The organism is Tessaracoccus sp. OH4464_COT-324, assembly GCF_003932855.1.
In the GTDB taxonomy this organism is placed as follows: Bacteria; Actinomycetota; Actinomycetes; order Propionibacteriales; family Propionibacteriaceae; genus Arachnia.
In genome coordinates, this window is sequence record NZ_RQYZ01000028.1 from 1 (window position 1) to 24,768 (window position 24,768).

The 24,768-nt window shown below is 69.5% G+C and carries 27 protein-coding genes and 2 riboswitches; of the genes, 9 read left to right on the forward strand and 18 right to left on the reverse strand.

Going from position 1 to position 24,768, the window contains the following annotated elements:
- Both EII42_RS11325 and EII42_RS11330 read left to right on the forward strand, forming a co-directional pair.
- The coding region (locus tag EII42_RS11325) for a hypothetical protein (protein WP_233558382.1) at nucleotides 1–287 on the forward strand (287 nt) is incomplete at its 5' end.
- Between the two features lie 195 nt (nucleotides 288–482).
- Complete coding sequence (locus tag EII42_RS11330) at nucleotides 483–863, forward strand: rhodanese-like domain-containing protein (RefSeq protein WP_125172258.1); 381 nt, start codon at nucleotides 483–485, stop codon at nucleotides 861–863.
- 55 nt (nucleotides 864–918) lie between these two features.
- Here EII42_RS11330 and EII42_RS11335 read toward each other — a convergent pair whose 3' ends face one another.
- Nucleotides 919–2,166: a GNAT family N-acetyltransferase gene (locus EII42_RS11335; protein WP_125172259.1), complete on the reverse strand. Its 1,248-nt coding sequence runs from the start codon at nucleotides 2,164–2,166 to the stop codon at nucleotides 919–921.
- Between the two features lie 62 nt (nucleotides 2,167–2,228).
- Here EII42_RS11335 and EII42_RS11340 point away from each other — a divergent pair, with 62 nt between their 5' ends.
- Nucleotides 2,229–2,564, forward strand: coding sequence for a hypothetical protein (locus EII42_RS11340; protein WP_125172260.1), 336 nt, complete (start codon nucleotides 2,229–2,231; stop codon nucleotides 2,562–2,564).
- Between the two features lie 745 nt (nucleotides 2,565–3,309).
- Nucleotides 3,310–4,083 carry an FHA domain-containing protein gene (locus EII42_RS11345; protein ID WP_125172261.1) on the forward strand — a complete coding sequence of 258 codons (774 nt, stop codon included), beginning with the start codon at nucleotides 3,310–3,312 and terminating at the stop codon, nucleotides 4,081–4,083.
- A gap of 86 nt (nucleotides 4,084–4,169) precedes the next feature.
- Here the strand turns inward: EII42_RS11345 and EII42_RS11350 are convergent, their stop codons facing one another.
- The 16 genes from EII42_RS11350 to EII42_RS11425 all read right to left on the reverse strand — a co-directional run bounded on the left by EII42_RS11350 (nucleotide 4,170) and on the right by EII42_RS11425 (nucleotide 20,912).
- The gene (locus EII42_RS11350; RefSeq protein ID WP_125172262.1) at nucleotides 4,170–4,937 is read right to left on the reverse strand and encodes an ECF transporter S component; all 768 of its coding nucleotides are present in this window, start codon (nucleotides 4,935–4,937) and stop codon (nucleotides 4,170–4,172) included.
- Nucleotides 4,934–6,538: an ABC transporter ATP-binding protein gene (locus tag EII42_RS11355; RefSeq protein ID WP_125172263.1), complete on the reverse strand. Its 1,605-nt coding sequence runs from the start codon at nucleotides 6,536–6,538 to the stop codon at nucleotides 4,934–4,936. The genes EII42_RS11350 and EII42_RS11355 overlap by 4 nt, the downstream gene beginning before the upstream one ends.
- On the reverse strand, nucleotides 6,535–7,611 hold the full coding sequence (locus EII42_RS11360) for a CbiQ family ECF transporter T component (protein WP_125172264.1): 1,077 nt from the start codon (nucleotides 7,609–7,611) through the stop codon (nucleotides 6,535–6,537). Before EII42_RS11360 ends, EII42_RS11355 begins: the two co-directional genes overlap by 4 nt.
- Nucleotides 7,611–8,300, reverse strand: a complete 690-nt coding sequence (locus EII42_RS11365) for a hypothetical protein (RefSeq protein WP_125172265.1) — start codon at nucleotides 8,298–8,300, stop codon at nucleotides 7,611–7,613. The genes EII42_RS11360 and EII42_RS11365 overlap by 1 nt, the downstream gene beginning before the upstream one ends.
- A 117-nt stretch (nucleotides 8,301–8,417) precedes the next feature.
- Nucleotides 8,418–10,727, reverse strand: a complete 2,310-nt coding sequence (locus EII42_RS13770) for a hypothetical protein (RefSeq protein ID WP_305000356.1) — start codon at nucleotides 10,725–10,727, stop codon at nucleotides 8,418–8,420.
- A 96-nt stretch (nucleotides 10,728–10,823) separates the two neighbouring features.
- A riboswitch (cobalamin riboswitch) is annotated at nucleotides 10,824–10,892 on the reverse strand.
- 60 nt (nucleotides 10,893–10,952) lie between these two features.
- On the reverse strand, nucleotides 10,953–11,597 hold the full coding sequence (locus EII42_RS11375) for a hypothetical protein (RefSeq protein ID WP_125172266.1): 645 nt from the start codon (nucleotides 11,595–11,597) through the stop codon (nucleotides 10,953–10,955).
- Nucleotides 11,594–12,541: a VWA domain-containing protein gene (locus tag EII42_RS11380; RefSeq protein ID WP_125172267.1), complete on the reverse strand. Its 948-nt coding sequence runs from the start codon at nucleotides 12,539–12,541 to the stop codon at nucleotides 11,594–11,596. The genes EII42_RS11375 and EII42_RS11380 overlap by 4 nt, the downstream gene beginning before the upstream one ends.
- Nucleotides 12,535–13,500 (reverse strand): VWA domain-containing protein, encoded by a 966-nt coding sequence (locus EII42_RS11385; RefSeq protein WP_125172268.1) that lies wholly within the window; start codon nucleotides 13,498–13,500, stop codon nucleotides 12,535–12,537. The genes EII42_RS11380 and EII42_RS11385 overlap by 7 nt, the downstream gene beginning before the upstream one ends.
- On the reverse strand, nucleotides 13,491–13,955 hold the full coding sequence (locus tag EII42_RS11390; RefSeq protein WP_125172269.1) for a hypothetical protein: 465 nt from the start codon (nucleotides 13,953–13,955) through the stop codon (nucleotides 13,491–13,493). Before EII42_RS11390 ends, EII42_RS11385 begins: the two co-directional genes overlap by 10 nt.
- Nucleotides 13,939–14,820 carry a DUF58 domain-containing protein gene (locus EII42_RS11395; protein ID WP_125172270.1) on the reverse strand — a complete coding sequence of 294 codons (882 nt, stop codon included), beginning with the start codon at nucleotides 14,818–14,820 and terminating at the stop codon, nucleotides 13,939–13,941. The genes EII42_RS11390 and EII42_RS11395 overlap by 17 nt, the downstream gene beginning before the upstream one ends.
- Nucleotides 14,820–15,809, reverse strand: coding sequence for a MoxR family ATPase (locus tag EII42_RS11400; RefSeq protein WP_125172271.1), 990 nt, complete (start codon nucleotides 15,807–15,809; stop codon nucleotides 14,820–14,822). The genes EII42_RS11395 and EII42_RS11400 overlap by 1 nt, the downstream gene beginning before the upstream one ends.
- On the reverse strand, nucleotides 15,806–16,696 hold the full coding sequence (locus EII42_RS11405; RefSeq protein WP_125172272.1) for a hypothetical protein: 891 nt from the start codon (nucleotides 16,694–16,696) through the stop codon (nucleotides 15,806–15,808). Before EII42_RS11405 ends, EII42_RS11400 begins: the two co-directional genes overlap by 4 nt.
- A complete protein-coding gene (locus tag EII42_RS11410) occupies nucleotides 16,693–18,099 on the reverse strand; it encodes a hypothetical protein (protein WP_125172273.1) in 1,407 nt (468 codons plus the stop codon). Before EII42_RS11410 ends, EII42_RS11405 begins: the two co-directional genes overlap by 4 nt.
- Nucleotides 18,092–18,877 carry a hypothetical protein gene (locus EII42_RS11415; RefSeq protein ID WP_125172274.1) on the reverse strand — a complete coding sequence of 262 codons (786 nt, stop codon included), beginning with the start codon at nucleotides 18,875–18,877 and terminating at the stop codon, nucleotides 18,092–18,094. The genes EII42_RS11410 and EII42_RS11415 overlap by 8 nt, the downstream gene beginning before the upstream one ends.
- On the reverse strand, nucleotides 18,874–19,809 hold the full coding sequence (locus EII42_RS11420) for a hypothetical protein (protein ID WP_125172275.1): 936 nt from the start codon (nucleotides 19,807–19,809) through the stop codon (nucleotides 18,874–18,876). The genes EII42_RS11415 and EII42_RS11420 overlap by 4 nt, the downstream gene beginning before the upstream one ends.
- Nucleotides 19,806–20,912 carry a hypothetical protein gene (locus tag EII42_RS11425; protein ID WP_125172276.1) on the reverse strand — a complete coding sequence of 369 codons (1,107 nt, stop codon included), beginning with the start codon at nucleotides 20,910–20,912 and terminating at the stop codon, nucleotides 19,806–19,808. Before EII42_RS11425 ends, EII42_RS11420 begins: the two co-directional genes overlap by 4 nt.
- Nucleotides 20,913–20,997: 85 nt before the next feature.
- Nucleotides 20,998–21,058, reverse strand: a riboswitch (cobalamin riboswitch).
- Between the two features lie 286 nt (nucleotides 21,059–21,344).
- Between EII42_RS11425 and rpsF the strand changes: the two genes are divergently transcribed.
- The 5 genes from rpsF (at nucleotide 21,345) to EII42_RS11450 (ending at nucleotide 24,110) form a co-directional block, all read left to right on the forward strand.
- Complete coding sequence (rpsF, locus tag EII42_RS11430; RefSeq protein WP_125172277.1) at nucleotides 21,345–21,632, forward strand: 30S ribosomal protein S6; 288 nt, start codon at nucleotides 21,345–21,347, stop codon at nucleotides 21,630–21,632.
- Between the two features lie 93 nt (nucleotides 21,633–21,725).
- Nucleotides 21,726–22,226 (forward strand): single-stranded DNA-binding protein, encoded by a 501-nt coding sequence (locus EII42_RS11435; RefSeq protein WP_125172278.1) that lies wholly within the window; start codon nucleotides 21,726–21,728, stop codon nucleotides 22,224–22,226.
- 96 nt (nucleotides 22,227–22,322) lie between these two features.
- A complete protein-coding gene (gene rpsR / locus EII42_RS11440; protein ID WP_125172279.1) occupies nucleotides 22,323–22,562 on the forward strand; it encodes a 30S ribosomal protein S18 in 240 nt (79 codons plus the stop codon).
- Between the two features lie 14 nt (nucleotides 22,563–22,576).
- On the forward strand, nucleotides 22,577–23,023 hold the full coding sequence (gene rplI / locus EII42_RS11445; protein ID WP_125172280.1) for a 50S ribosomal protein L9: 447 nt from the start codon (nucleotides 22,577–22,579) through the stop codon (nucleotides 23,021–23,023).
- 79 nt (nucleotides 23,024–23,102) lie between these two features.
- Complete coding sequence (locus tag EII42_RS11450) at nucleotides 23,103–24,110, forward strand: M48 family metallopeptidase (protein ID WP_125172281.1); 1,008 nt, start codon at nucleotides 23,103–23,105, stop codon at nucleotides 24,108–24,110.
- 226 nt (nucleotides 24,111–24,336) lie between these two features.
- Here the strand turns inward: EII42_RS11450 and EII42_RS13005 are convergent.
- Nucleotides 24,337–24,768: hypothetical protein (locus EII42_RS13005; RefSeq protein ID WP_158676494.1), on the reverse strand; the 432-nt coding region annotated here is incomplete at its 5' end.

Below are 24,768 nucleotides of genomic sequence, written 5' to 3' on the forward strand. Positions count from 1 at the left end.
GGGTGGCTTATGTTGATAGCTCCAGTGATCCGGAGCGGGTCCTGGGGCTTGAAATGAAGGGTCTCGTGTTGCCGAGGCAGTTTAATGACTATCTGGAGCGGTGGGATGATGTGCATTATGTGGGTCGGTTCACCTGCGGGACGACGAAGATCTCCAAGGTTGCATCTTGTGTGGCTTATGCGGAGGATACCGTGATCGTGCTGCAGCCGGCGCTTGGCAGGTTTACCGAGCAGGAGGTGGTGGCGGCGATGGATGAGTTGGTGGAGCATTTGTTGGCCACTAGGTGATTGGGCTGGCGTCCGTCGGGCGGGAAATCAGCCCGGTGAAAGTGCGGGCTGGCGTCCGTCGGGCGGGAAATCAGCCCGGTGAAAGTGCGGGCTGGAGCCTCAAAGACTCACGCAGGGCACAGCAACTCGGCCCCAGCCCAAGCCCGGTTTCGCGCAGGGTGCGCCACCCGTCGAGGGCTGTGCGAAGATGGGCGCATGGGACTTCTCGACTTCCTCGGCAAGGGCTCCTCCTCCGGCCTCACCATTGACGAAACGCTGATGGCGCTGAGTAAGGGAGCGGTGCTCATCGACGTCCGCACCCAGAACGAGTACGAGGCCGGGCACGCGCCGGGGGCGCGCCCCGTCAACCCCAAAGCGCTCAAAGAAGACCCCATCGAGGCCATCCACGGCGACGACATCCTCGCCGACCGCGACGCCGCCATCGTCGTTATGTGCGACAACGGGCTGCGCTCGGGGCTGGTGGCCCGCAGCCTGCGGGAGCGCGGGATCCTGGCCGAGTCGGTGGCGGGCGGCCTGTACGCCTGGGGCCGGGCAGGCAACCCCATCCTGCCCGGGCCGTACCGCCGTCGCCGCTGACGAGAAAGCGAAGCCGAGGGGCACTTCAGCCACCCAATCATCCCCTCTCCAGGGGTCAGAAGCCGGTCAGGCAAAGCGGCTGGCGCTCCACGCTCAACAGCCGCCCCAGGCGGCGGATCGCGTCGGGCGTGCCGCTCACCTGCCCCGCCGGGTGCAGCGCCGTGGGCGAGACCGCGCCGAGCAGCGTGGCGCCGAGGGCGCCCACAGCCAGCTCCACATCTGCCCGCGCATCCGTGGGCTCACACGCTCCCACCCCGGCCTGCGCGGTCAGCCGCCAGGTGCCGTCGGCGTGGCCCAGGGGGTCGACGACGCGGAGGGTGAGCGCGTCGTCGCAGCTGTATTGGCGCGCGGCCAGGGCACGGGCCGGATCGAGCACCCGAAGCCACAGGAAATCGACGCGGGACTTCACCCGGTAGCGGCGGGTGTCGTCGAGCAGCCAGCGCACCATCGAGTCGGGGCGGGCGTGGGCGAACTCGATGCGCTCGATCAGGTCAAAGGAAGCCAGGAAGGTGAGCAGCGCGTTCTCGACGTCCTCGCTCACCCCGATCAGGTCCACGATCTTCACCGCACCGGATTCGAGCTTGTAGGTGACGTAACCGTCGAGGGTGCCCTGCTCGTCCCAGTGCCCGGCCGCGACAAGCTGCTTGTCTGGTTCCAGGCTGGGCCAGCTGAGGTGGCCGGTGTTGAGCGACTCGGCCTGTGGTCGCCGGAGAACGCTGCCCGCCTGGCGGTCGTGGAAGAGACGGAACACGTCGCCGGTGAAATTCGGCAGCTGCTCGCGGTCCAGGTGGTCAATGTGCCCGGGGCATCGGGGTGGGCGGCCTGCCTTGGTCTTGATCTCCACCGTCTCGCGGAAGGTGGCGGGCGCGAAGCCGAACCGGCCATAGATCGTCGCCTCCGCTGCAGTGAGGCCGGCGAGCGGCACCCCGGCCGACTTCGCCGTGGCCAGGGAGTCGAGCATCAGTCGGCGCATCAGGCCGCGACGACGGTGCGCGGCCAGCACGGTCAGCTGGGAGATCTGCAGCAGCTTCAGGTGCTGGCGGCCGACGTTGACCTCACCCAGCCACTCGGCGAAGGTGGCCACGGGCCCGACGGCGGCCAGGCTCCCCGGCGTCGACCCGGTCGGGTGCGCGGTGCGAAATCGGATGCCGATGGCCGCGTCCAGCTCCGCCTGGGCGGCGAAGAAGGTGTCTGGTGGGGGCGAGTCGTGAAATCCGGTGAACGCGGCGGTGTAGAAGCTTCTTGGGCCGCAGGCAGCCGGGCTTTCGGCGCTGCTCACCCAGTCGCGGAACTCGTAACGCATGCGCTCAGGCTAACAGCGCGGATGTGGCAGGTTGACCCCCCGCAGTGCCACAATTTCCACTCATGGCGAACAAGAGAACCCGAATCTATGAAGTGCAGGCCCACCCACAGCAGGTCTTCCCCGCAGTGCAGAACGCGCTGTCGGCGGCCACCGGCACCCCGTCCTACGCGCAGGGAAACGTGCTGCGCACGTCGAGCCGGATGAGCCTGTTCAGCTGGGGAGAGAACTACTTCGTGACGGTGGAGGGCTCGCCGATGGGCAGCCTGGTGACCGTGGAGATCAAACTGCCCCTGCCCACGCAGATTATCGACTTCGGCATACTGAACCGCAGGCAGGACGATTTCCTGCCACACCTCCAGCAGTTTGTTGGCCACATGCGCGAGGTGTCGCGCAGCTGAAATCGACCCGCCCGGCCGAGGTTTTCTGCGCGAACCTGCCAATCAAGGGGAGGCTCCTTATTCGAGCAACAGCAGCCCGGCCAGGGAGAAAAGCGTTGGTGAATCGGGCGTAATCATTCGTGCTGCGGACGCCACTAGCCATTTTGTGGATCCAGGAGCGGTATTGAGTGCACGCTGGTCGGCCGTGTTCCCGACGGATAGCGGGCTTGGCTTGCGTGAATTGGCGGACGCTCATTCGATACCGGGCGCTGAATCTTCCAGAGATGGTGGAACCGATCACGCCTAGGCACACGGCAGCAAGCCCAGCCTTGGGTCCCGCCGACCCTTCGTGATGCAAGCCCGGCAAGCACTGATTGGCTGAATCCCGCCCCAAACGTTCACCGATCAGCGTGGCGGAAGTGTGCTGGCCGACGAGTAAGCCAGCTGCGGCGCAACCGGGCATCCCGGGAGCCACCGACGCGAGGGACGCCCCTACCGTCACAAAACCCGCGATGGCGGCAACGGGCAGCATCGCCGTCGGAAGTGTGCGCCGGAACCACCCAGACGGGCGCGGGACCAAGCAGTGGCCGTTGCAAGAAACTGGACCAGCGCGGTTGACTTGGGCCAATGGAACCTTACGGCCGCCTGCCAGCCGGAAGAGTTTCGTCGTGGGAAATCTGTCGATCCCGAGATTAGGCTGCTGTATAATATTACTTGTTCCGTTTGATTTCTTTGAGCAAAGCTGACTGAATAGAAAGGCGTGTTAATGCAGGATAAATTCCAGTTCAGGATTACCCAGCTAGGAAAATTCTTTAATCTTCCTGTTGAGGGAGTATCCTTCGGTATAAACAAAATCCAGATAGCGGTCATCAACGCAGTTCTCGGTCGTGTAGAGAGTTTCCTTGACGGGCCGGCGGTTGTGTTCGGCGACTATATGGAGGTGCGAGTCTCGCCGGCGGCCGAGGAGCAGGTGCGGCCGCTGCTGGGTGAATTCCTGCCGTATACGGAGCAGGAAATAGTCAAGCAGTTGAGGAAGCGGAGGTGTCGGGGCGCGGAGGAGAAGCTGACGATCCGCCTGGTGGTGGACGAAAGTCTCTCCGGCTTGGAGGTGCAGGCGAGCCCCAAGAAGAGGGATGGCTCACCCGCGCCGAGCTATGGAAGCGTCGTCGTTGAGCCTGCGTATCTCTTTCGGCTCGACGGTCAGGGGCAGTGGGAGGTGCCGCATAACCGCGAGGTGATCGTCGGCAGAAGCTACGGGGCGGATATCGACCTCGGAGACAAAAATGTGTCCCAGTCTCATCTGATGGCCAGGGCTCTTGTTAGGCATAATGGGACGGAAGCGGTTCAGCTTAGGGAGCTTGGTTCCATGAATGGCACCTTGTTTCGGGGAAGGAGGCTCGCGAAGGACGAATCTGTGCGGGCTGAGCATGGGGATGTGGTCACCCTTGCGCCGGAGCGCACACCAGCTGGTTGGGGTGGTGGTATTCGGTTGCGTGTCGTGATCGGCAACCGCGCACTCGACAGAACCCAAGAAATCTAGGGGCCGCACGAGAGCGTCGGCGGTGTGCTGCGCCCCTGGCACCACCGTCGCCACAAGAGCCCGACCGGAGGCCGGGGTTTGGGCGCTCAGCGCTGCGTGCGCCGCAGGATCCGCAGCACGGGCGCGGCGAGCAAAGCCAGGGCGACGACGTTGCTGATCGCGCGCCCGAGGTTCCAGCCCATCGAGGTGAGGGCGTTGAAGATCACGAAACGGTGCAGGTTCTCCAGCAGGGGAGCGCCCGCCACGAAACTGGCCGACGTGTCCACCCCGAGCGTGAACGGCCAGAACGCCAGGTCCATCAGCCAGCCGTAGGCGAACGCGCTGACCGCCCCGAAACCACACAGCGAAGCCACCTCCGCCCGGCCCGAGAGCGCACGTGGCAGCAGCCCAGCACCCGCCCCGACGGCCCCGCTCGCCAACATCTGGTACGGCAGCCACGGCCCGACGCCGCCCGTCACCAGCGCGGAGGCCAGCAGGGTCAGGTTGCCGAGGAGGAACCCGAACCGGGGCCCAAAAACCCGGCCCCCGAGGATCACCAGCACGAACGTCAGCTCAAGCCCGGCCACGCCCGCCCCCAGCGGCCGTGCGATACAGCCGAAGGCAGACAGCAACCCCAGCATCGCCAGCGTGCGCGGACTCATGCCCTCGCGGGAGACCTCGCTCAGCACCAGCGCCAGCACCAGCGGCAGCACGGCAGCGAACAGGAACGGCCCCTGCGACGACGTAGACAGCGCACTCGATGGGGCGACGAACAGCGGCCACGTGAACGCCACCACCCCGATCAGCCCCACCAGCGCCCACACCAGCAGCGAGCCGGTGCGCAGGCCGCGCTCCTCCCGGGCCGACGCGCTCATCCCCGATACCTCGCGGGCAGATCGTCGAGGCTCACGACGTCGGCCGGGTGGAACACCCGGGCCAGCTGCGGCGAGAACGCGGGCGAGGAGCAGCAGATGAGGCGCGTCGGCCCGTCGGCGATGATCTCCCCCTGGGACAGGATCACCGTGCGCCCGGTGGCGACAGCCGCGAACTCCACGTCGTGGGTGGCGATCAGCACCGCGGCACCGGCGGCGGTGAGATCCGCGACGATGCGCCTCAACTGGTTCTTGGTGCGCTGATCCAGGCCGCGGGTGGGCTCGTCGAGGCACACCACCTTCGGCCGAGACGCCAACTGGATGGCGAGCACCAGCCCCAGCCGTTGCCCCTCCGACAGGTCCCGGGGGTTCTGCGCGGGGTCGAGGACAAGCCCGAGCTCGCGGAGGATCCCGGTGGTGGTGCCCTCCGGGGCCACAGACTCCGCGTCCGCCTGGGTGCACTCGTCGGCGACGGTGGGCAGGTACAGCAGATCGCTCGGGCTCTGCGGCACCAGGCTCACCAGCTGCCGGGCCCGATCGTCGGCGACACGCCGGGGATCCTCGCCGGCGACGTCCACCTCCCCCGAGCTCGCCACCGCGCCCTGCAGGGCCCACGCCAGCGACGACTTCCCGGAGCCGTTGCGGCCCATGAGCGCCACCGCCTGCCCGGCCGAAAGCTCCAGGTCGAGCCCGGCCACCGCCTCCACGTCGCCGTAGCGCACCCGCAGCCCCTTAACCCGCGCGACGACGGGGCCCCCCGGCAGCGAAACGTGGGTGCTGGTCAGGCCCGGCGCGTCGGGCACGTCGGGCGGGACGTGCAGCCGCCGCCGGGCCTCGCGCACGCTGAGCGGGGTCTCGGCCCAGCCCAGGTGTTTGCTGAGCGCCGCCAACGGAGGGGCGTCGGGCAGCCGGGAGAGGATCGTGCGGGCGGCACCCGGCACGACGGAGCCGTCGCCGGGCAGCCACAGCACCGAGTCGGCCCATTGCATCACCCGCTCCAGCCGATGCTCGGCCAGCACCACGGTGAGCCCCACCTCGTGTACGAGCGTGGTGAGTGCGCCCAACACATCCTGGGCTGCGTTGGGGTCGAGGGCGGAGGTGGGCTCGTCGAGGAGCAGCACCCGTGGTTGGGCGGCGAGCACTGCAGCGATCGCGACGCGCTGCTGCTGCCCCCCGGACAGCTCGACGAGGCGCCGGTTGCGCAGGTCGGCGATGCTCATGAGGTCGAGCGTCTCCTCCACCCGCTTGCGCATCAGCGAAGGCGCGAGGCCCAGCTGCTCCATGCCGAAGGCGATCTCGTCCTCCACCACGTCCGTGACGAAACCGGAAAGCGGGTTCTGGGGAACATAGCCGACGAACTCCGCCAGCTCACGTGGGCGGGTGCGGCCCGGGTGGTGTCCCGCGACGGTGAGGGCACCGTCGACGCGGCCGCCGAGGGTGTGCGGGATCAGGCCCGCCAGGGCGCGCAGCAGCGTGCTCTTGCCCGCGCCGGTGGCGCCCACCACGAGGCACAGGTCCGACTCGGGTACGTCGAAGGTGGCGGCCCGGATGGTGGGGGCCTGCTGGCCCGGGGCGTGGATCGAGACTTCGTGGGCGTGGATCACAGGTCTTCCTTCCCGAGGGCGGGCAGTGCCAGCAGCGCGGGGCTGGCGAGGCCCCAGGGCGCGGGCAGTGTCGCGGTGGCGGCGACGGCGAGCCCGGCCGTCGCGCAGGCGAGGTGGGCGCGCGGCCCCCAGACGGGGGGCCGGTACCTGCTCACGGCGAGATGGCGGCCCGCGCGGGCCAGGGTGGCCACCCCGGCCGCGGCCCCCAGGGCGAGCAGCGCGGCGGCGAGCCAGTGTTCGGGGGCGAGGCCGAGCACGCGTGTCGGGGAGAGCGGCACCCCGAGCAGCACGAAGGCCCCGAGGATCAGGCACGCCAGCGAGGCCAGCAGGATCAGCGTGTTGCCGCGGCCCACGCGGCGGCCGTCGCGGGTGCGGCCGTAGCCGCGGCACTCCATCGACGACGCCAGGCTCATCGAGCTATCGACGGCGTCTTCGAGCACCGGAACCAGCAGGCGCAGCGTGGCGCGCGCCCCGCGGGTGGCCTGGCCGCGCAGCCGTCGGGCCCGCTGCACGCGCCGCATGCCCAGCACGAGTTGCGGCAGCACGGTGAGGGTGATGACGAGTGCGGTGGACAGGTCGTGTAGCGCGGCGGGGATGGTGCGCAGGGTGGTTCGGGGCTCGGCCAGCACACTGGCGGCGCCGACGGCGAGCACCACCGCCGCGAGCCGCGACGCGTCCTGCAGGGTCCACAGCAACTCTTCGGCGGTGACCGGGCCGCCCAGCTGGATGCCGGCTGCCCAGTCGGGCAGGGGCAGCTCGGGCAGGCGCAGCACGACGGTGCCGCCCGTCTGGTCGCCTAGCAGGATGCGAAACAGCAGGCGGGCCACGACGATGAAACCCGCCAGCAGAAGGAAGGGGCTCAGCCGGCCGGCGGGCCGACGGATGCGCGCGATGAGCACGACGACCGCCGCCGTCGCCACGATGACGGTGAGCTGATCGGTGAGGGAGACGACGATGGCCGCCCCGATCGCCCACAGCCACCACGCCCAGGGGTGCAGTCGCGCGGGCGGGCGTTCCTCGACGGCGGGCGGCACGCCTTCGGCGACGGCAACGCGGCGCACCAAGCGCGACATCAGCGCCCGCCCAGCTCGGCGGGTTCGGCCCCCGGCCGGCGTCGTCGCCGCCACAGCAGGGTGCCGCCCACCAGCGCGGCCCCGCAGCCCAGGGCGGCGATCAGTTCCCAAGGAGCGGTTGACGGGAGGGGGACGGGGGCGTGCACCGCCACGTCGAGGTCTAGGGGCGGCTGGCGGTTGGGGTCGCCGACGTGGGCCTCCGCGCCGTCGTGCACCACCCGCAGGGTGGGCATGGCGCAGTGTTCCTGACCGAGCTTGTTGTAGCACCAGCCCTCGACGGAGCCGGGCGCGGGATGGTGCGAGCTCGCGCCCAGCGAGGAGAAGGTCCAGGGCTGCCCGGGGGCGGCGTGCCAGTACTGCCAGTAGCGGCCGTCGAAGGAGGCGGGGCAGGTCTCGGGGTGGGAGTCGATGGTGCAGATGAGGCGTGACCTGCCGAACTGGATGCGCATCCCGGCGTCCGCGAGCGCCTGCTCGCCGTTGGCGGGGGTGCCGACGCACTGGTTGGCGAGCACCCGGCCGTCTTCGTCGACGACGAGCAGCCACACCTGCCCAGCGGCGACGCAGGCGCCGATGGGGTTGTGGTCGTCGGCAGTGGGTTGGGGCAGCGGTGTCGGCTCGGCGACGGCCGGGGACTGACCCGGCAGCAGCAGTCCCAGGACGAGGAACGCCGTCGCCAGGAGTCTTCTCATGGGCGTTCCTCCGCTGGGACGTGGGGCCGCTGCGACCCCGATGGTTGAAATTGGTGGTTCAGAATCGAAGCGGGTTGGGTGGCCGCCACCTGGACGGCCACCCAACCCGCTCACTGCTCAGGCTCCGGTCTTTGGCAAACCGGGCTTGGGCTTGCCAGGCTTCGGCTTGCCTGGCTTATCGGGCTTCGGCGGCTTCGGCCGGTTCTGCAGCACCTTGAACTTGTGCTTGAGCACGAGTTCGGCGCCCGTCCGGTCACGGCCGATGGCCACGACGTGGTGGTCACCCGGGATGATGGGGGTGACCTTCCAGCCGATTCGGGCCACGCCCTGGCTGTCGGCCTTCACGGTACCCACCTTGATCACGTTCGAGTGCACCTCGAACGTGACGTCGGTGCCGGGGGCGAAGCCGGCGGCGGCGGCGTTGATCTGCTGCCCGACGTATACCGAGTCCCGATCCAAGGTGATCCCGGGATCCGGGAAGGCCGGTGCCGGTGGCGTCGGGGTGACCGTTGGCGTCGGGGTCACCGTCGGGGTCGGGGTGACCGTGGGCGTCGGGGTCACGGTTGGCGTCGGCGCGGGGGGCGTCGGGGTGACAGTTGGCGTCGGCGCAGGTGGGGTTGGGGTGACAGTCGGCGTCGGCGCGGGTGGCGTTGGGGTGACAGTCGGCGTCGGCGCGGGTGGCGTCGGGGTGACCGTCGGCTTCGGGGTGACGGTCGGGGTCACCGTGGGCGTCGGCGCGGGTGGCGTCGGGGTGACCGTCGGCTTCGGAGTCACGGTCGGCGTCGGAGTCACGGTCGGCGTCGGGGTCACCGTGGGCGTCGGCGCGGGTGGCGTCGGGGTGACCGTGGGCGTCGGGGTCACCGTCGGGGTCGGGGTCACCGTCGGGGTCGGCGTCGGCGAAGGCGACTGCGAATCCCGCCAGATCTTGAGCGCCAGCTCAGTGCGCGGGAACGGGTTGGTGTCCGCGGTCTCGTTCAGCGAGAAGGACCAGCCCTCCCACTCGCCCTGGGCAGGCTCGTAGCCCATCGCCCCCAGGTTGGAGTACTCCCAATTCTTGCCCAGGTCACTCGAATGCCAGTAAGACCAGTAGCCGTGCGCCGGCGGGGTGTCGATGCACTTCTCCGTGTAGTTCGGGTTCTCCAGGATCGGGATCACCTCGTCGGGCGCCGGACGGTTGTTCAGGCGGCAGATGAAGGAGTCCCCCCACCGCTTGACGCCCTCCATCGTGAAGCCGGCGCCCCGGATGGCCTCGACGCCGTTGCGCACGGTGCCCGCAGCACAGCGGATCAGCGGATCGCCGCCGAGCTTCTGGAAGTCGATGACGACGGTGACGCCCTTGTTGTCCTTGCACGGCCCCGGGTAGTGGTCGATCACCGGCGGAGTGGTCTCGGTGGGCGTAGGCGTCGGCATCGGCGAATACGTCGGCGTCGGGGTCGGCGTTGGTGTCGGGGTGGCGGTGTTGCAGTTTTGCAACTCCGGCACCTGGGTGCTCTTGATCGTGCTGTACCCCTTGCCGGCCGGGGCCATGATCGCCTGCGTGGTGGCCATCACGTCAGGCTTGGTCCCGTCGTGCTTGTTGCTCCACGCGCCCACACCGGTCTTGGCCTGCTGATCAACAAGGTAGGCGACGGGAGACTCGACGTCCTCGCCCACCTCGGCGAGCGCGCTGGCCAGCATGCCGGTGGAGTTGGCCGACGAATAGGTGGCCCAGTAGCGGTTGCCGTTGGCGTCCACCTTCTGGTTGGCCGGATCCAGCGCCCACTCGACAGCGGACGCGATGCTGTGGGTGGCTGCGCGGCGCACCTTGGCCGAATTCTTCCGGTTCAGCGAGATCGCGTTCATCGCCGAGATGCCGATGCCGGTGTAGTCCGGGTCGGCGTGGAACTTGCCCTTGTCCCAATACCCGAACGCGCCCTGCTGATTCTTCGTCATCGCCGAGATCACCCAGTCGGGCACCGGCTCGCCAACCCGGCTCAGCGCGATGGCGATCAGATACGGGGCCCAGTACAGCTCAGCCTTCGAGCGATGCTTCTCCATCTGGGACTTCAGCTCAGCAACCAGATCCTTGTCACACCCCAGGAAGGTGCGCGGGTTCTGGCCCGCCATGTCGGCGGTCATGATGATCTTGGCGAGCCCCGCAGGGTTCTCCTCAATGTATCCCGGCCCCGACTGCTGGAGCTTCGCGATCATGCTCCTGACGGTCTCGGGGTGAGCCTCGGCTGCGCTGAGGGCGATGATCCCATCAGCGACGGTGCCTGCGGCAAAAAACTTACCGGGCGTGTCCCGCCACGTCTGGGCGATCCAGTCGGCGGCGGCCTTGACGCTCGCCTCACTTCTGGTATCCGCCCGGGCAGGCTGCACCATGACGGTAACCAAAGCCAAAAGGATGGCCACGGTAGCCGTCAGGAATCTCTGCGTGACTTTCACAGCGCTTTCCTTCGGGTTCCGGGCTGCTGGTGCCGGCCACCGTTGGGCGGTCGACCCACCGCAGTCCACGACGGTTGAACGGGTCCGACGCCGACCGAGTGTTCCGACTTCAGGACGAGACCTGTTACGGCTGCGGGACAGCTCCGGATTCCCACCGGATTCCTCGAAAAGGCGTCCCGGCAACACTAGCATGCGGGTTTTCCGCCGAGGAGGCGGATTCCGCGATCACCACGTGCGCTGCCCGCTGCCCCCCGCAGCCGGGTCGCCCTGCCGCTCCGCTCGGGCCCGCTGCTCGGCCGCCTGCTGCTCCCGCTCATCCAGGGCCTCGGCCCGGTCGTCGCCGCCCTCCGGCTCCGGCTCCGGCTGCTGCGGCGTCGCCCCCTTCTTCCCCTCCAGCCGCTCCCGGGCCGCCGACCACTGCTGCGACAACGCGCCCCCATCGGTCGGGCACTCGGCCAACCCGAGCACCAGCTGAGCCTCCTGGTAGCGGGCCAACGCCCCCGAAAGATCCTCAACGGCCGCCAACTCGTCTCCGCTGGCCTCCAACGCCCCCGACCAATTCAGATGGATCATGCATCGCGCGCCCTCCGGGGCGACGGCGCTCGCCTGCCGATAGTCCTCCGCGGCAGCCTCCCACCTGGACAGGTGATGCTTGGCCACCCCCCGATCAAACAGCGGAACCCAGGACTCGACCACCGCGACCCCCACCGCCGACGAGTAGTGCCGCTCGGCCTCGCCAGCGCGCCCCGCGGCGAGCTCGGCGTTACCGATGTCCACCAGGGCCAGCCCCCAGGTCAGCACCCCACCCGCAGCCGACAACACACAGGCAAGGAAACCCACCACAACAGCCCAGCGACGACGTGCACTCACGTGCGCAACTCCCTTCCTGCCCGGGCGGCCTGCCGGGCCGAGACACCCAGATCCCAAACCAGCAACACCGCCGCCGCCAAGCCAAGCCACCACGAGACGGGCGGCGGCGGCAACTCCCCGCCGGCCTCCCCGACGTCGCCCAGCGGGCTGCTCCACAGCTGCAACCCGCCCGGGGCCGAACGATGTTGGTAGCTTCCGCCCAACTGGTCGGCGATCGCGGCGAGCGCACCCTCGTCGATCCGAGACAACTGGGCCACCCCGTCGCGCTTCACCAGCTCATCCGCGCCCGGCCGCACCGACATCGTCGCCCCCTCCGGCGTGCCATAGCCCAACACCAGCGCATCCGTCAGCAGCCCCCGCAGCGGCTCAAACGATCCTGGGGCGGCTGACGTGGTCTGCTCACCGTCGCCGAAATACACCAGATAGCGGGCCGCGCCCGGGCGCGCCCGCGCGGCAGAAGCCAGCTGATCCAACGCCACCGGCACACCCACGGAGATGTCCGAGCCGGTCCCGTAGCCCTCCTCCCGCCAGCCCATCGTCCGGGCGGCGGTCACCACAGCGGCCGCGTCGGTGGTCCACGGCGTCACCACCCGCGCCTCGTTGTCGGCGGTTACCACCGAGACCCGACTGCCCGGCAGCGCCCCCACCAACTCGGCCACATCCTCCGCGACACCGGCCATCCTCGACTGCGCGCCATTCCAGTCCGTGGCCCCCATCGACGTCGTCCGGTCAACCAGCAGCAGCACGTCCACGCTCGACGGCGACGGCGGCGCCTCCTGCGAGGCCGACTGGAACTGGAGCGCCGCCAGCAGCAGAACGAGCGTCGCCCCGCCCCGGCGCAGCAACGCCCACAGCTCCCCACGTCGCGCGTAGGAACGACCCACCAGGAGCAGCACCAGCACGCCCCCAGCCAACACCGGCCACAGCGGGCTCACCGTCACCACCGTCGCCTCCTCCCCGACGCGAAAGCCACCCCGGCCAGCCCAGCCAGGGCGAGCGCCAGACCCGGCCACACCAACTCCCTCGGGTGCGGCCTGGGGCTGCGCGGCAGCGCCATCGCCTGGGTGCGCTCCACCGCCCGCGTGATCTCAGCGACGTCCGCCTTCGGGCCGAGCAGCAGCGAACCGCCGCCCGTCTGCCTGACCGACGCGCTCAGCGCGTCCGTGGCGGAAACCGAGTTGTCCACCGGCACCACCGCAAACACGACGACACCGTCCCGTCGGGCGCGGGCAATCGCCTCGTCGAACGAGTACAGCGGCCTGCCCGCCGTCTGGTTGTCCGTGGCCAACACCACCGTGCGGGAGCGCGTCGAATCCCGGTGGTCGAACCGGTCCAGGCAACCCATCAGCCCGTCGGCAATGAGCGACGTGCCCGACTGCCCCACCCGCGTGCCGACGACCGGGCCGCGGTCCAACTCGTCGCGCGCCGCGCGCAACTGCTCCTGCACGTAGGCCGCGTCGTCGGTCAACGGAAAAAGCGTCACCGCGGAGGAATCGAACAGGCTGAGCCCGATCCGCTCCCCGGAGAGCGTTCCCGCTAACCCCTCGAAGGCGCGCAACACGTCGGCATCCACGTTCGTCATCGACCCCGACACGTCCAGGCAGAGCATGATGTCGCGGTTGCGGCGCTCCTCCTCCCAGGTGTCCGAGACCACCGGGCGCGACACGAGCAGCGCCAAACCCAGCACAGCGAGCACCACACAAGCCAGCTCCACCCGCCGCCAGCGCCGCTCCCGGCGGGCCAGCTCGGCGAACCGCGGCAGCGCGCGCAGCCTCCGCGCCGCCGCATAGCGCACGGCATCGCGCTCGGACGGGCGCCGCCTGGGCAGCACGAACCCGAGCAGCACCACCAGCGCCGCCACGAGCAGCACCGCCAGACCAGCCAACGGAAAGGTCAACGCCATCGACGAATCACCTCCCGGCCCTGCTCCGCCACGGCCAGCGGGTCGGGCACGTGCGCCGGGTCGAAGCAGTCCCGCTGAGCCGACTCCGCGAACACCGCCAGCGCCTGTAGGCGCGGATCCCGCAGCGCCATCGTCGCCAGCTGCTGCGGGCTGGAATAGTCGGCGTCCCCGTCGCTCGCGGTGCCCACGAAACGCTTCACCGCCGCCACGATCAGCCGCGAAGCTTCCCGCGGATCGGTCGCGGCGGTGGCCGCGCGCACCTCGGCCAGCGCCTCCGCGCGCAGCCGCTCCAGGGAATCATCCGGCCTGGACGGTTTTGGCGTCGTCACCCACAGCGCCACCGTCAGCCCCGCCAAGCCGACGCCGACGACGATCAGCCCGGCGGCCAGCAGCCACAGCCAACTCGAATGGGCCACCGGCGGCTGGATCACGAGCAGCTCAGGCACCACGGCCATGCCTCCTCACCAGGTCGAGCACATCGGGCACCACCGTCGCCGAGTCGCGCACCGTCAGATGCGAGATCCTGAGCCGGGCCAGATGCTGGCTGCGTCGCTCCTGGCGGGCCGCGCGCTCCTGGCGTAGCTCCTGCGCCAGCCGGGCATCACGCAAGAAGGCGGCAGGCAGCAGCCGGTCGTCGTCCAGGCCCAGGATCGTCCGCCCGGCCAGCTCGGGCGCGGTCGGGTCGAGGTCGCCGATGCTGACCAGCAGCACGTCGTGTTGGGCGCTCAGCCGCTTCAGCCCGGCGAGCACCGGCGCATCCAGGTCGATGTCGTCGCAGATGACGGCGACGATCGCGCGGCGCCGCACCGACGCAGCCGTCGCCTCCAGCAGTTTTGCGACATCGGCGGGTGGCGAGGAAGGTGCGCAGTCCGCTTGGATCAGCCCAAGCATCCGCTCGGCGGCGACGAGCCGCGTCGCCGGCCGCTCCAGCCGCGCCTGCGCGCCGTTACAGCGCACCAGGCCGACGTAGTCGCCGCGGATTACGGCCAGGCTTGCCAACGTGGCCGCCACCGCCACGGCGAGCTCGCTCTTCGCCTCCAGCAGCGACGCCATGCCCGCCATGTCGCGCCCCGTGGCCACCGCCAGCAGCAGCGTCGCGCGCCGCTCGGCCACGTGCCGCTTCACCAGCAGCCCGCCGCGCCGGGCGGAGGCCTTCCAGTCGATATCCGACGGGTCGTCGCCGCGGACGTACTCCCTGAGGTCGTTGAAGTCAAGGCTGCGGCCGATGTGCACCGACTGGTGGCCGCCATCGAAGAAGCCACTGGTGGGGCGTCTCAGCGCCAGGGACACCTGGGTGTGGAAGCGGGTGATGAGCGGCATCAGGGGGTAGGCACCGCCTTAAAGATCGCGTCGATGAGGGTGTCGGGAGCGATGCGCTCGGCCAGCGCCTCGAAGGTCAACACCAGCCGGTGCCGGAGCACGGCATGGCGCATGCCGACGATGTCGTCGGGCAAGACATGATCGCGCCCGGCGAGGAGGGCGGCGGCGCGGGCCGCCAGCAGGAACGCGATGGCGCCGCGCGGGCTGGAACCGTACTCGATCCACCTGGCCTGGTCGCTGTCCAGGTGGGCGCTGGGGCGTCGGGTGACGTGGATCAGCTCGACGATGTAGCGTTTGAGCGCCTCCGGGACGTGCACGCGCGCGCAGATATCCTGCAGCCGCACCACATCCTCGACGCTGGCCGCGGCCTCGGCAGGCCTGTCGAACACCCCGGATTCGATGCGGTTGAGCACCTCCAGTTCGGCCTGTGCGGTCGGGTAGTCGATCACCTCCTTAAGCAGGAAGCGGTCCATCTGCGCCTGCGGCAGAACGTAGGTGCCTTCCTCCTCGATCGGGTTCTGGGTGGCGAGCACCATGAACGGGTTCGGCAGCGGGTGGGTGACGCCACCGATCGACGTCTGCCGCTCCTGCATGGCCTCCAGCATCGCGGACTGGGTTTTGGCGCTGGAACGGTTGATCTCGTCGAGGAGCACGAAGTTGGCGTGCACTGGGCCCAGCTCGGTGCGGAACTGCGTCGTCGCCGGATCGAACACCTCGGTGCCGATGATGTCGCTCGGCAGCAGGTCGGGGGTGCACTGCACGCGGGCGAAGGTGCCGCCCACCGAGCGGGCCAGGGTGCTGGCGGCCAAGGTTTTCGCCAGCCCAGGCACGGACTCCAGCAGGACGTGCCCGCGGGCCAGCAGCGACGCCAGCAGCGCTGTGCGGAGCCGGGGCTGCCCGACGACGACCGCTTCGAATCGCGACTCCAGCTCGCCCAGTTTGGTTTTCGCCCACTCCAGGTCTGCGGGGTCCAGGTGGGGTTCGGTCATTCGGATCCTCCATTGTCGGTGTTCCAGAGTTGGCTGAGCGTGCGGCTGCGGGCGCGTCGGGAGCGGGCCGTGGGGCGCACGCGGGGCTCGCGCACGGGGGCGGGGGTGGGGCCGGGCTCGGATCCCCAGGCGGCGCGCAGTGCCCGGACCAGGGGAAGTCCGAGTACCAGCACCACGACGGCGTTCGTCGCGGCACGCGTGAGATCGTAGACGGCCGACGTGGCGCGGGTGTACTCCCACAGCCGAGCCAGGGACTTGTCCCACGGCAGGCCGGGCAGGAAGGCCCCCACCTCGGCGGAGGTCTCCCCGGTCCAGCCGATCAGGTTGAGCAGCCCGCCGGAGAGCAGCCCCAGCGGGATGCAGAGGGGCACGGCGAGCAGCCAGGCCGTGCGGCTGCGCGCGGAGTGCAGCAGGCCGCCCGCCAGTCCCCACAACCCCCACACGAGGGTTTGGCCGACGAGGGGTGGCGCGATCAGGCCGAGAGCTGCGGCGGAGACCAGGCTGGACACGGCGCCGGTGAGGAAGCCCGCAGGCCCGCCGAAGGCCACCCCAGCCAGGAGCGGCAGCGCGAACACGGGCTCCACGCCGGAAACCGCCGGCGACCACAACACCCGCACCGCCGTCGTCAGGGCGGACACCACCACCACCGGGGCCAGGGACGCCAGGCGTCGCCCGGAGTCCCACCAGACGCCCCAGGCCAGGACGAGCACCAGCCCGAGCAGGGCGAACAGCAGCGCGGGCGTCTCGGCGGCGACGGCGTCGCGGCCCGGCGCGGTCAGCGAGCCCCACACCGGCCAGGTCAGCCAAACCCCGGCGACGCTCGCCAGCGCGAGCGTGACCAGCCAGGAGGCGGTGCCCGGGGAGGTTCCGTGGGTGCGCCGGCTCATGCTCCCACCCCCAGCAGCTCGGCCAGGCGGGTGTGGTGCGCCGACCCGGTGGCCTGCGCGACGAGCGGCGGCTCCGGCAGCAGCGGCGCCACGGCCTGCGGGGAGCCGCAGGCGACGGCGGCCCCGTCCGATACCACGAGGATGCGGTGGCACGCGCGCACCAGGAACTCCGTGTCGCGGGAGGTGACGATCCGGGGCCCGGGACAGCCCGCGGCCAGGGCGGCCGCGAGGTTCCTGGCCGCCCTGGTGTCCAGCCCGGCCTGCGGGTGCGGGAACCACAGGGGGTGGCCCGGGCCCAGCGCGAGGGTCGCGCGGAGCTGCGCCACGTCGCCGGTGCCGTGGTTCAGCAGCCGGTCAAATCCGCGCAGCCTGGGGAGGGTAGCGACGATGGAGCCGATCGGTAGCCGGTGGCGGCGCTCCCAGGAGGCCGCAATCTGCCCGACGGTGGCCTCCGCCGGCAGGTGGGAGGTGAGTAGGGAACCGTTGGGGAGGCTGTGCACGAGGCGCCGGGCGATGGGTTCGGCGCGGCCGTCGAGGTCCACCACGCCCAGGCACTCGCGGGTGCCGAGGGTGAGTTCCAGCCCGTCGCCCAGTCCGTGCTGCGTCAGGTGCAGGGTGTCCCCCAGGGGGGCTGTCGGGGACGGGGGCAGAGGCCCCGGCGAGTGCCCGGCGTCCGCGAGCCGCTGAGCGGTTGACTGGGCATCCCGGCAGGCTGCGGGGTCCAGGCTGTGGGCGCGGGCGAGGGTCATCAGAGTGGGTTCGGGCACCGATACGGGCACCCAGCCGGCAGGATTGCCGTCGTAGACGATGCGGCCGTTGTGCAGCTCGATGATGCGGTCGGCGTGTTCCCACACGAGGTCTAGGTCGTGTTCCGCCCAGAGCACGACGGCGCCCCGCTCGGCCCGGCGGCGGAGCTGTTCGGCGATCGCCCGACGGTCGCGGCCGTCGGCTGCGGTCGCCACGGGGTCGGCCAGGACCAGGTCGGCGTCGGGTAGGTGGCGAAGCGCGGCCAGGTGGAGTCGCGCCCGGATGTCGAGGGGCAGCTGGTGGATTCGCTGGTCGAGGAATGCCTCGACGCGGATCGCCTCGGCAGCCTCCCTCACCTGGGCGGTGAGGCCGCGCAGCCAGGTGGCCACCCCCAGCGGGGGCAGGGCCCAGTCGGCCACCGTCAGGGGGCCGTGCAGGTTCGCGGGGGGCAGCGGTCGCCGTTTCCAGAGCGTTCTTCCGCGGGATTGGGCACCGTTGGGGGCGCGGTCGGCCAGGTGCCTGAGCAGGATGCTGGTCCCGGCCCCGGTGGCGCCTACCACGGCGGTGACGCGCCCCGGCTCAATGCGGGCGCTCACGTCGTCGAGCACTATGCCCCGGCGGGGCAGGGTGATGCTGAGGTGGTGCAGTTCAAGCACGGCGCACCACCCCCAGCGGGATCAGGGTTGCGGCGCCGATCAGTGGCCAGGGCACGGTCGGGAGCAGGTCGGTGGAGCTGAGGGTCGACGTCAGCCCGAGGGGGCCGCTGAGGGTGAGGACCGCGGCGAGCGCCACCGGTGCCGCGAGGTGGAGGAGATCGCCGACGCGGGGCCGGGGCAGCCTGTTCTGGGCGGAGGAGGGCTGCCAGCGGCTCAGCTGCGCCACGGCGGTGAGGAACCGGGTGGGGGCGAATCGGCGCGCGGCCAGCCCGCGTCGTCGGGCCGCGCTGCTGGCGGCGGTGGCCTCGCAGCAGGCTTCGCCGAGGCAGGCGAGCGGGGCGGCGGCTGGGGCGAGCGGCCCCAGCAGGCGGGTCAGGGCCAACCAGGAGCGGGCTCCCACCATCTGCCCGGCGAGGCCGAGGACCAGCAGGATCGCGGTCGCGCTGAGCGCCCGGGTGAGCCCGTTCGTCGCGGCGCCGAGGGTGAGGTCGCCGCCGAAGTGCACGCCGGGCCCGGGCTCCCAGCGGGGGATGCTCAGCAGCGTCGGTCCCGCCCCGGTGGGCAGCGCGACGGTGGCGATTGTCCACCATAGGGCCGTCAGCAGCGCGGCTCCGAGAGCTACGGTGAAGCTGGCGCGGCGCGGCCCGGCCGCCAGCAGGCCGGCGGAGGCCAGGCAGGCGACCAGCCACGCCAGGCCGATCAGGTTCGTCGTGCCGACGGCGACCGTCGTGACCGCGCAGACGGTGCCCAGCCACACCACGGGGTGCCCTTCCCTCATGGCCGCCTCCAGCGGGGTCGGCGCAGCCCGCGCAGCGCCCCGTGGCCGACGACGGCGGCGAGGGCCACGGCCCCGATGCCCAGGCTCACGGCCCGCACGCTGTCCTGCGGGTGTGCGGTGAGCAGTTGCGTGCCGTCGAGGCCGTCGCCGACGGGTGGCGGGGTGAAGATCGGGGTGCGCGCCTCGGGTGCGCCGTCCGTCGCGGGGGTGCCGAGCCAGATGGGCGCCACCCCGGAGTCGCTGAGGTTGCGCAGCCGAAACTTGTGGGGGGTGGCGACGAGGCCGCGCGGCACTTGGTAGTCGATGCGGCTGGCTTGGTGGGGTTCGGGGGAGACGCTCGCGGATCCCGTCGAGACCAGTTGCCAGTTGCCGGCCTCGTCGAGGTGTTCGACGGCGAAGGATGAGCCGGGGGCGGCGCCCACGAAATGCAGGTCGAGGAATTGCCCGACGGGTTTCGCGCCGGCCGCCCAGCCGTCGCCCAGCACGGTGGGGATGCGGGACGCGAAGGGCATGAACTGGCCGACGGTCAGGGAGGTGTCGACGCCGGTCAGCCCGCCGATGCTGAGCAGTGCCCAGCCGCTGGAGATCCCGTTCTTCAGCGCGGGGATCGTCACCTCGGTGTGCGCGACCCCGTCTGCGTTGGTGAACACCTCCGCGTTCTTGCTGATCGGTTCCAGCGCGGTGAGCCGGCCGTCGTCGATGATGGCGTTGTAGACCACGACCTGGACCCGCACGTGCGGGTTGCCGATGACGGTGACCTCGCTGGTGGTGCCTTCCCGGAGGCTGCCGCGGGCCTCCAATGAGCAGCCGCGCGGCGCGCCCTGGCACAGCGCCAGGGCCTGCTCTGGGGCGGCCGCGTGCGCCGGAGGCGCGGCCAGGCAGAGGGCCGCGACGATGGCCCCCAGCGCGGCGACGGCGCGATGGCGGATCATTCGTCCTCCAGCGCGGGCACGCCCGTCTCGCGGAGGGTTCCGGCGAAGCTGGAGCCCAGGCCGCCCACCAGTACGAGGCCGGCGAGCGCCACCAGCCACGGGGTCCAGGGCGCGGCGTCCTGCTGGCCGGGTTGACCGACGGGGGATCGGACGCTGCTCTCCTCGCCCCAGACTCGGCTGGGGCTGGGGCTGGCGTCGGCTACGACGGCGGTGGCGCCGGCTTCCTCCGACGGGGACACCGTCGTGTCGGGTTCGTCCGAGGCTTCTGGGGGCGTGTCGGTGTCGGGGTCGTCGCGGTTTTCCGGTTCGGGACGACCCGTGGGGTTTGGCGGCGGGGTTGTTCGGGGTCTAGGCGGTGGGGTTCGCCCGGGGGGCCGCCCCGTGGGGGTGGGTTGTTGCGTCGGCGGGGGTGTGGGGTCGCCGGACGGGTCGGGTGTGGGGTCTCCGGACGGGTCGGGTGTGGGGTCTCCGGATGGGTCGGGTGTGGGGTCTCCGGATGGGTCGGGTGTGGGGTCTCCGGATGGGTCGGGTGTGGGGTCTCCGGACGGGCCGGGTGTGGGGTCTCCGGACGGGCCGGGAGTGGGGGGTGGTTTCACCGAGGGACTCGGGGCCGGAGCGGGCAGGAGTTTCGGGACGGTCACGGGTGCGGCCGGGCTGTCGGTCAGCCGGATGCCGACCATGGTGTCGACGATGGCCTCCGGGAACCAGGAATCGTTGCCGAGCCACGCCCCGTTCTCGCCTTGCACGTAGTGCCAGTAGTAGCCCTCGGGAGTGTCGTATCCGGCCACGTCAACGATCAGCCCGCCGGGGCTCACCTGGTAGGGGATGCCTGCAGAGTCGAGGGGGGCGCCCAGGGGTGGCCCGTTCTGGATCGGGTACTCGGCGGTGGCTCCCGGGCCACCCGGTAGCGGAATGCAGCGGATAATCACGGGTTCCGGTGATCCGCCGGTATCGGGCGGGTTGGGGTCAACGACCACGGCCTGGCCCTCGCCCGCCCGGCACCAGCCGTCGCGCGGGTCGGCGTGGGCGCTCGGCGGTACGACGAGCCAGCCGAGCGCTGCTACTGCTGCGGCGGCCGTGAGCGCTGCTGCGCTTCGTCGCATCTATCCTCCGGCGGTTGGGTGGGACTCCGGAGGGTGCGGCGAGGCCCCACGCAGTCCGCGGCGTGTTCGGGTGCTGGGGGCGACGGTGGTCCGGCTTCGCGTGAGCGTCACGGTTGCGCGACAGCGCCGGACTCTCACCGGCTTCCTCGTCTTCTGCCTCCAGGCCTGCCTCAGGGGCAGGCGTTAGCCAGTTTAGGGTAGCCGCATCGTCGCCGAACAGGGGAGTGGGCTTGCTGGGATGGTGGTTGGCTCGGCGAGGTGCCGGGCGGTTCCTCACCGACGACGGGTCGAGCGCGGGCGATTCCCCGTCGACGGTGGTTCGCTTTCCTGGGGGTCGGCGGGTAGAGTGACCCGTTGGCTGAGTAGTCAGCCGTGCCCTCCTGCCGCGGGAGACACCCGTGGCCGTTAGTCCGAAGGAGGTGGGGCTAAAGCATGCGCAAGTACGAAGTCATGGTTCTCATCGACTCCGACGTCGACGAGCGTCAGGTGCCCGGTCTCATCGAGAAGCATCTCGAGACCATCACCAAGGAAGGCGGCGTCGTCGATAACACCGACATCTGGGGCCGTCGCAAGCTCGCTTACGACATCAACAAGAAGTCGGAAGCCATCTACGTCGTTCTCCAGCTGACCTGTGAGCCGGCCACCGTCGCCGAGATGGACCGCCTGATGTCCATCGACGAGAAGGTTGTGCGCACCAAGGTTCTGCGCCGCGAGGACTGAGCTTTCCACAAGCAACACACCCGAGTGAGCACACTGACCGCTTTGTGCACATAGTGTGGGTATCACTCGAACGTCCGACCCGGAGGCACTCACATGGCAGGCGAAACCCAAATCACCATCATCGGCAACCTGACGAACGCTCCCGAGCTTCGCTTCACCGCGAACGGGGCTCCCGTGGCCAACTTCACGGTTGCTTCCACCCCGCGCACCTATGATTCCCAGACGGGGCAGTGGCGCGATGGGGAATCGATGTTCCTGAACTGCTCCGTGTGGCGCCAGTACGCCGAGAACGTGGCCGAATCCCTCGACAAGGGGATGCGCGTCATCGTGCACGGCAGGCTGAAGTCGCGCAGCTACCAGGATCGCGAGGGAAACAAGCGCACTGTCTTTGAGATTGATGTTGACGAGGTCGGTCCCGCCCTGCGCTACGCGACCGCGAAGGTCACCCGCACCACCGGTGGTGGTGGCGGCCAGTGGCAGGGGAGCCAGAACCAGGGAGCGGACTCCTGGTCGAGCGCACCCAGCGCCGACCACAACCGCGGCGGCAACGACCCGTGGGGTCAGGCGTCGCAGAGCGACGAGCCCCCGTTCTGAATCATTTCGAGCAACTAGCACCCGAGTGCTAGCTGGCACATTCCGTCGAGAGACGGGCTTGCCCGGGCGTGACCCGGGAGAACAAGGAGCACCACAATGGCCGGTCCACAGCGCAAGTCTGTGAACAAGAAGAAGATCATGCCGGTGAAGACCACTCGCGTGGCCAACATCGACTACAAGGACATCAACACGCTCAAGAAGTTCATCTCTGAGCGTGGCAAGATCCGTGCCCGCCGCGTCACTGGACTCTCTGTCCAGGACCAGCGCAAGGTTGCCATCGCCGTCAAGAACGCGCGCGAGGTGGCCCTGCTGCCCTACGCGTCGACCGCTCGCTGATCGGAGGAGAACTGATGAAGCTCATTCTCACCAGCACCATTGACAAGCTCGGCCTGGCCGGCGACGTCGTCGAGGTTCGCGACGGTTACGGCCGCAACTACCTCGTGCCGCAGGGCAAGGCGATCGTCTGGACCAAGGGCGCCGAGAAACAGATCGAGGGCATCAAGCGCGCCCGCGATGCCCGCGAGGTTCGTGGCGTTGAGCACGCGCAGGAAATCCGCGCCCAGCTGGAGGGCTTGACCATCTCGGTGGCCAAGCGCGCCTCTGACCAGGGGCACCTGTTCGGTTCTGTGACCGCCAACGACTTCGCCGTCGCGGTGAAGAAGGCCGGTGGACCCACGATCGACAAGCGTTCGGTTTCCTTCGCCAAGCACATCAAACTCGTCGGCACGCACACCGCGGCCGTCAAGTTGCACCCGGCAGTGACCGCGCACCTGACGTTTGAGGTCGTCGCCGCCTGAGCGGAGAAACATGCAAGAGGCCCGGTCTTTCCGGGCCTCTTTTGCTTCTAGTGCTACCGCTGGGCTGCAAAATAGATGCATGACTGAAAATGAGGCGACCCGCCGTAGGGTGACACTGAATGGTATTTCGAGTAGGGCTTGGGAGCATCCCGCTGATCGCGGTGCGTTGGTTGCGCTGCGGAAGCTGAAGGGATTCGACACCGTGATCCGGAAGTTTTCCGGTTTGGTGAGCGAACGGATGATCAGGATGCAGCTGCTTGGTTCCAGTGTGCGCGTCACGGAGCGGCAGTTCCCGACGGTGCATCGCCTATATGCGGAGGCGGCTACGGTGCTTGATGTTCAGGAGTTGCCCGAGCTGTATGTGTCGGCGTCCCCGGTCCTGAACGCCATGACGATCGGCATCGATTCACCCAAGATTGTGCTGAACTCGGCCCTGATTGACCTCTTGGATGAGGAGGAGTTGCGGTTCGTACTGGGCCACGAGCTGGGCCATGCGTTGAGTGGGCACGCGGTCTATCGCACCCTGCTCAGCTACCTGATCCTGTTGTCTACCACCTTCTCGGGGCTGCCGATTGGGCTGCTTGGTATTCAGGCCATCCGGCTGGCGCTGAGCGAGTGGGCACGGAAGTCGGAGCTGTCGTGCGACCGGGCCGGGCTGCTGGCCACGCAGGATCTGGCGACGGCGATTCGGGTGCACATGAAGCTCGCCTCTGGCGGGCATCTCGCTGACCTTGACCAGACCGAGTTCTTGGCACAGGCCCGCGAGTATGAGGATGCGGAGGATCTGCGAGATTCGCTCATGAAGCTGCTGCTGCTCGAAAATGCGACGCATCCCATGAGCGTGGTGCGCGCGGGCGAGCTGCGTCGCTGGGTGGACTCGGGGGAGTATACCCGGGTGCTCTCGGGCGAGTACCCGCGTCGCGCGGACGACGACAAGACGAAGGTATCTGAGGAGGCCGCGGCAGCCGCCAAGTCCTACCAGAAGAGCTTCAACGAAAGTGAGGACGCGCTGGCGAAGTTGTTGCGCGACCTGGGTGAGGGGGCCACGGGCCTGGGCAAGTGGGTGGCCGACAAATTCAAGCCCTAGTTTGGGTGTCGGGGCCGGCCTCCATCGGGGCCGGCCCCGAGCACTTGGTGGCCTTTCGAGGCTGGGCCGACGAGCGGCTGGCTCTGTCGGCGGCAGTAGTTCCGTCCCGCCCGGTTCGGGCCGGCTGGCGTGAATGCCTGCGCAGCGGGCTCACCACAGTGGTGGGGTTTTGGTGGTGGGCATTATGGGTTTCGTAGGTTGAGGGCGTGGTCGAGGTATTCGTTGGTCATCGCGATGACTTCTCGGTTATCCCGCCTATTCCGGTTCTCTGTGCTTTTATGACGGCGTCTTCGGCGTAGGCGAGGCAGACGAATAGGTAGTCGTCGGGTCCGGTGCGGCCGCAGGTGAGGCGCCCGTAGTGTTGCGGGTTCTTCAGATCGCTGACATCCATGTTGAAGTTTTGCACGGGGATCACCCCACGATTAACTTCTAGGGCGAAGGCTTTGTCGTAGGTGCCGCCTTTGGTGTAGACGCCCATGCCGATGTAGATGTTGATGAAGGATTTTTGGTGGTTGAGGGGGAGGCCGCCGAGGGTTTCTGGGTGGTTGAATTGGTTGATGGGGAGGTCGTTGAAGAGTGGGGGGAGGATTTCGGCGGGTTCGATGACGGTCCATACCGGGGTGGTGGGTGTGGGTGTTGGGGTTGGGGTGTTGAGCTG

Excerpts from the sequence above, each read along its gene's own strand:
- EII42_RS11435 (WP_125172278.1), top strand. The coding sequence starts at position 21,726 with ATGGCAGGCGAAACCCAAATCACCATCATCGGCAACCTGACGAACGCT.
- EII42_RS11390 (WP_125172269.1), bottom strand. The coding sequence starts at position 13,955 with ATGGCCGTGGTGCCTGAGCTGCTCGTGATCCAGCCGCCGGTGGCCCAT.
- EII42_RS11345 (WP_125172261.1), top strand. The coding sequence starts at position 3,310 with ATGCAGGATAAATTCCAGTTCAGGATTACCCAGCTAGGAAAATTCTTT.
- EII42_RS11365 (WP_125172265.1), bottom strand. The coding sequence starts at position 8,300 with ATGAGAAGACTCCTGGCGACGGCGTTCCTCGTCCTGGGACTGCTGCTG.
- EII42_RS11415 (WP_125172274.1), bottom strand. The coding sequence starts at position 18,877 with ATGAGGGAAGGGCACCCCGTGGTGTGGCTGGGCACCGTCTGCGCGGTC.
- EII42_RS11385 (WP_125172268.1), bottom strand. The coding sequence starts at position 13,500 with ATGGCGTTGACCTTTCCGTTGGCTGGTCTGGCGGTGCTGCTCGTGGCG.
- EII42_RS11420 (WP_125172275.1), bottom strand. The coding sequence starts at position 19,809 with ATGATCCGCCATCGCGCCGTCGCCGCGCTGGGGGCCATCGTCGCGGCC.
- EII42_RS11360 (WP_125172264.1), bottom strand. The coding sequence starts at position 7,611 with ATGTCGCGCTTGGTGCGCCGCGTTGCCGTCGCCGAAGGCGTGCCGCCC.
- EII42_RS11405 (WP_125172272.1), bottom strand. The coding sequence starts at position 16,696 with ATGAGCCGGCGCACCCACGGAACCTCCCCGGGCACCGCCTCCTGGCTG.
- EII42_RS11450 (WP_125172281.1), top strand. The coding sequence starts at position 23,103 with ATGACTGAAAATGAGGCGACCCGCCGTAGGGTGACACTGAATGGTATT.
- EII42_RS11425 (WP_125172276.1), bottom strand. The coding sequence starts at position 20,912 with ATGCGACGAAGCGCAGCAGCGCTCACGGCCGCCGCAGCAGTAGCAGCG.
- rpsF (WP_125172277.1), top strand. The coding sequence starts at position 21,345 with ATGCGCAAGTACGAAGTCATGGTTCTCATCGACTCCGACGTCGACGAG.
- rplI (WP_125172280.1), top strand. The coding sequence starts at position 22,577 with ATGAAGCTCATTCTCACCAGCACCATTGACAAGCTCGGCCTGGCCGGC.
- EII42_RS11335 (WP_125172259.1), bottom strand. The coding sequence starts at position 2,166 with ATGCGTTACGAGTTCCGCGACTGGGTGAGCAGCGCCGAAAGCCCGGCT.
- EII42_RS11340 (WP_125172260.1), top strand. The coding sequence starts at position 2,229 with ATGGCGAACAAGAGAACCCGAATCTATGAAGTGCAGGCCCACCCACAG.
- EII42_RS11330 (WP_125172258.1), top strand. The coding sequence starts at position 483 with ATGGGACTTCTCGACTTCCTCGGCAAGGGCTCCTCCTCCGGCCTCACC.
- rpsR (WP_125172279.1), top strand. The coding sequence starts at position 22,323 with ATGGCCGGTCCACAGCGCAAGTCTGTGAACAAGAAGAAGATCATGCCG.
- EII42_RS11350 (WP_125172262.1), bottom strand. The coding sequence starts at position 4,937 with ATGAGCGCGTCGGCCCGGGAGGAGCGCGGCCTGCGCACCGGCTCGCTG.
- EII42_RS11400 (WP_125172271.1), bottom strand. The coding sequence starts at position 15,809 with ATGACCGAACCCCACCTGGACCCCGCAGACCTGGAGTGGGCGAAAACC.
- EII42_RS11395 (WP_125172270.1), bottom strand. The coding sequence starts at position 14,820 with ATGCCGCTCATCACCCGCTTCCACACCCAGGTGTCCCTGGCGCTGAGA.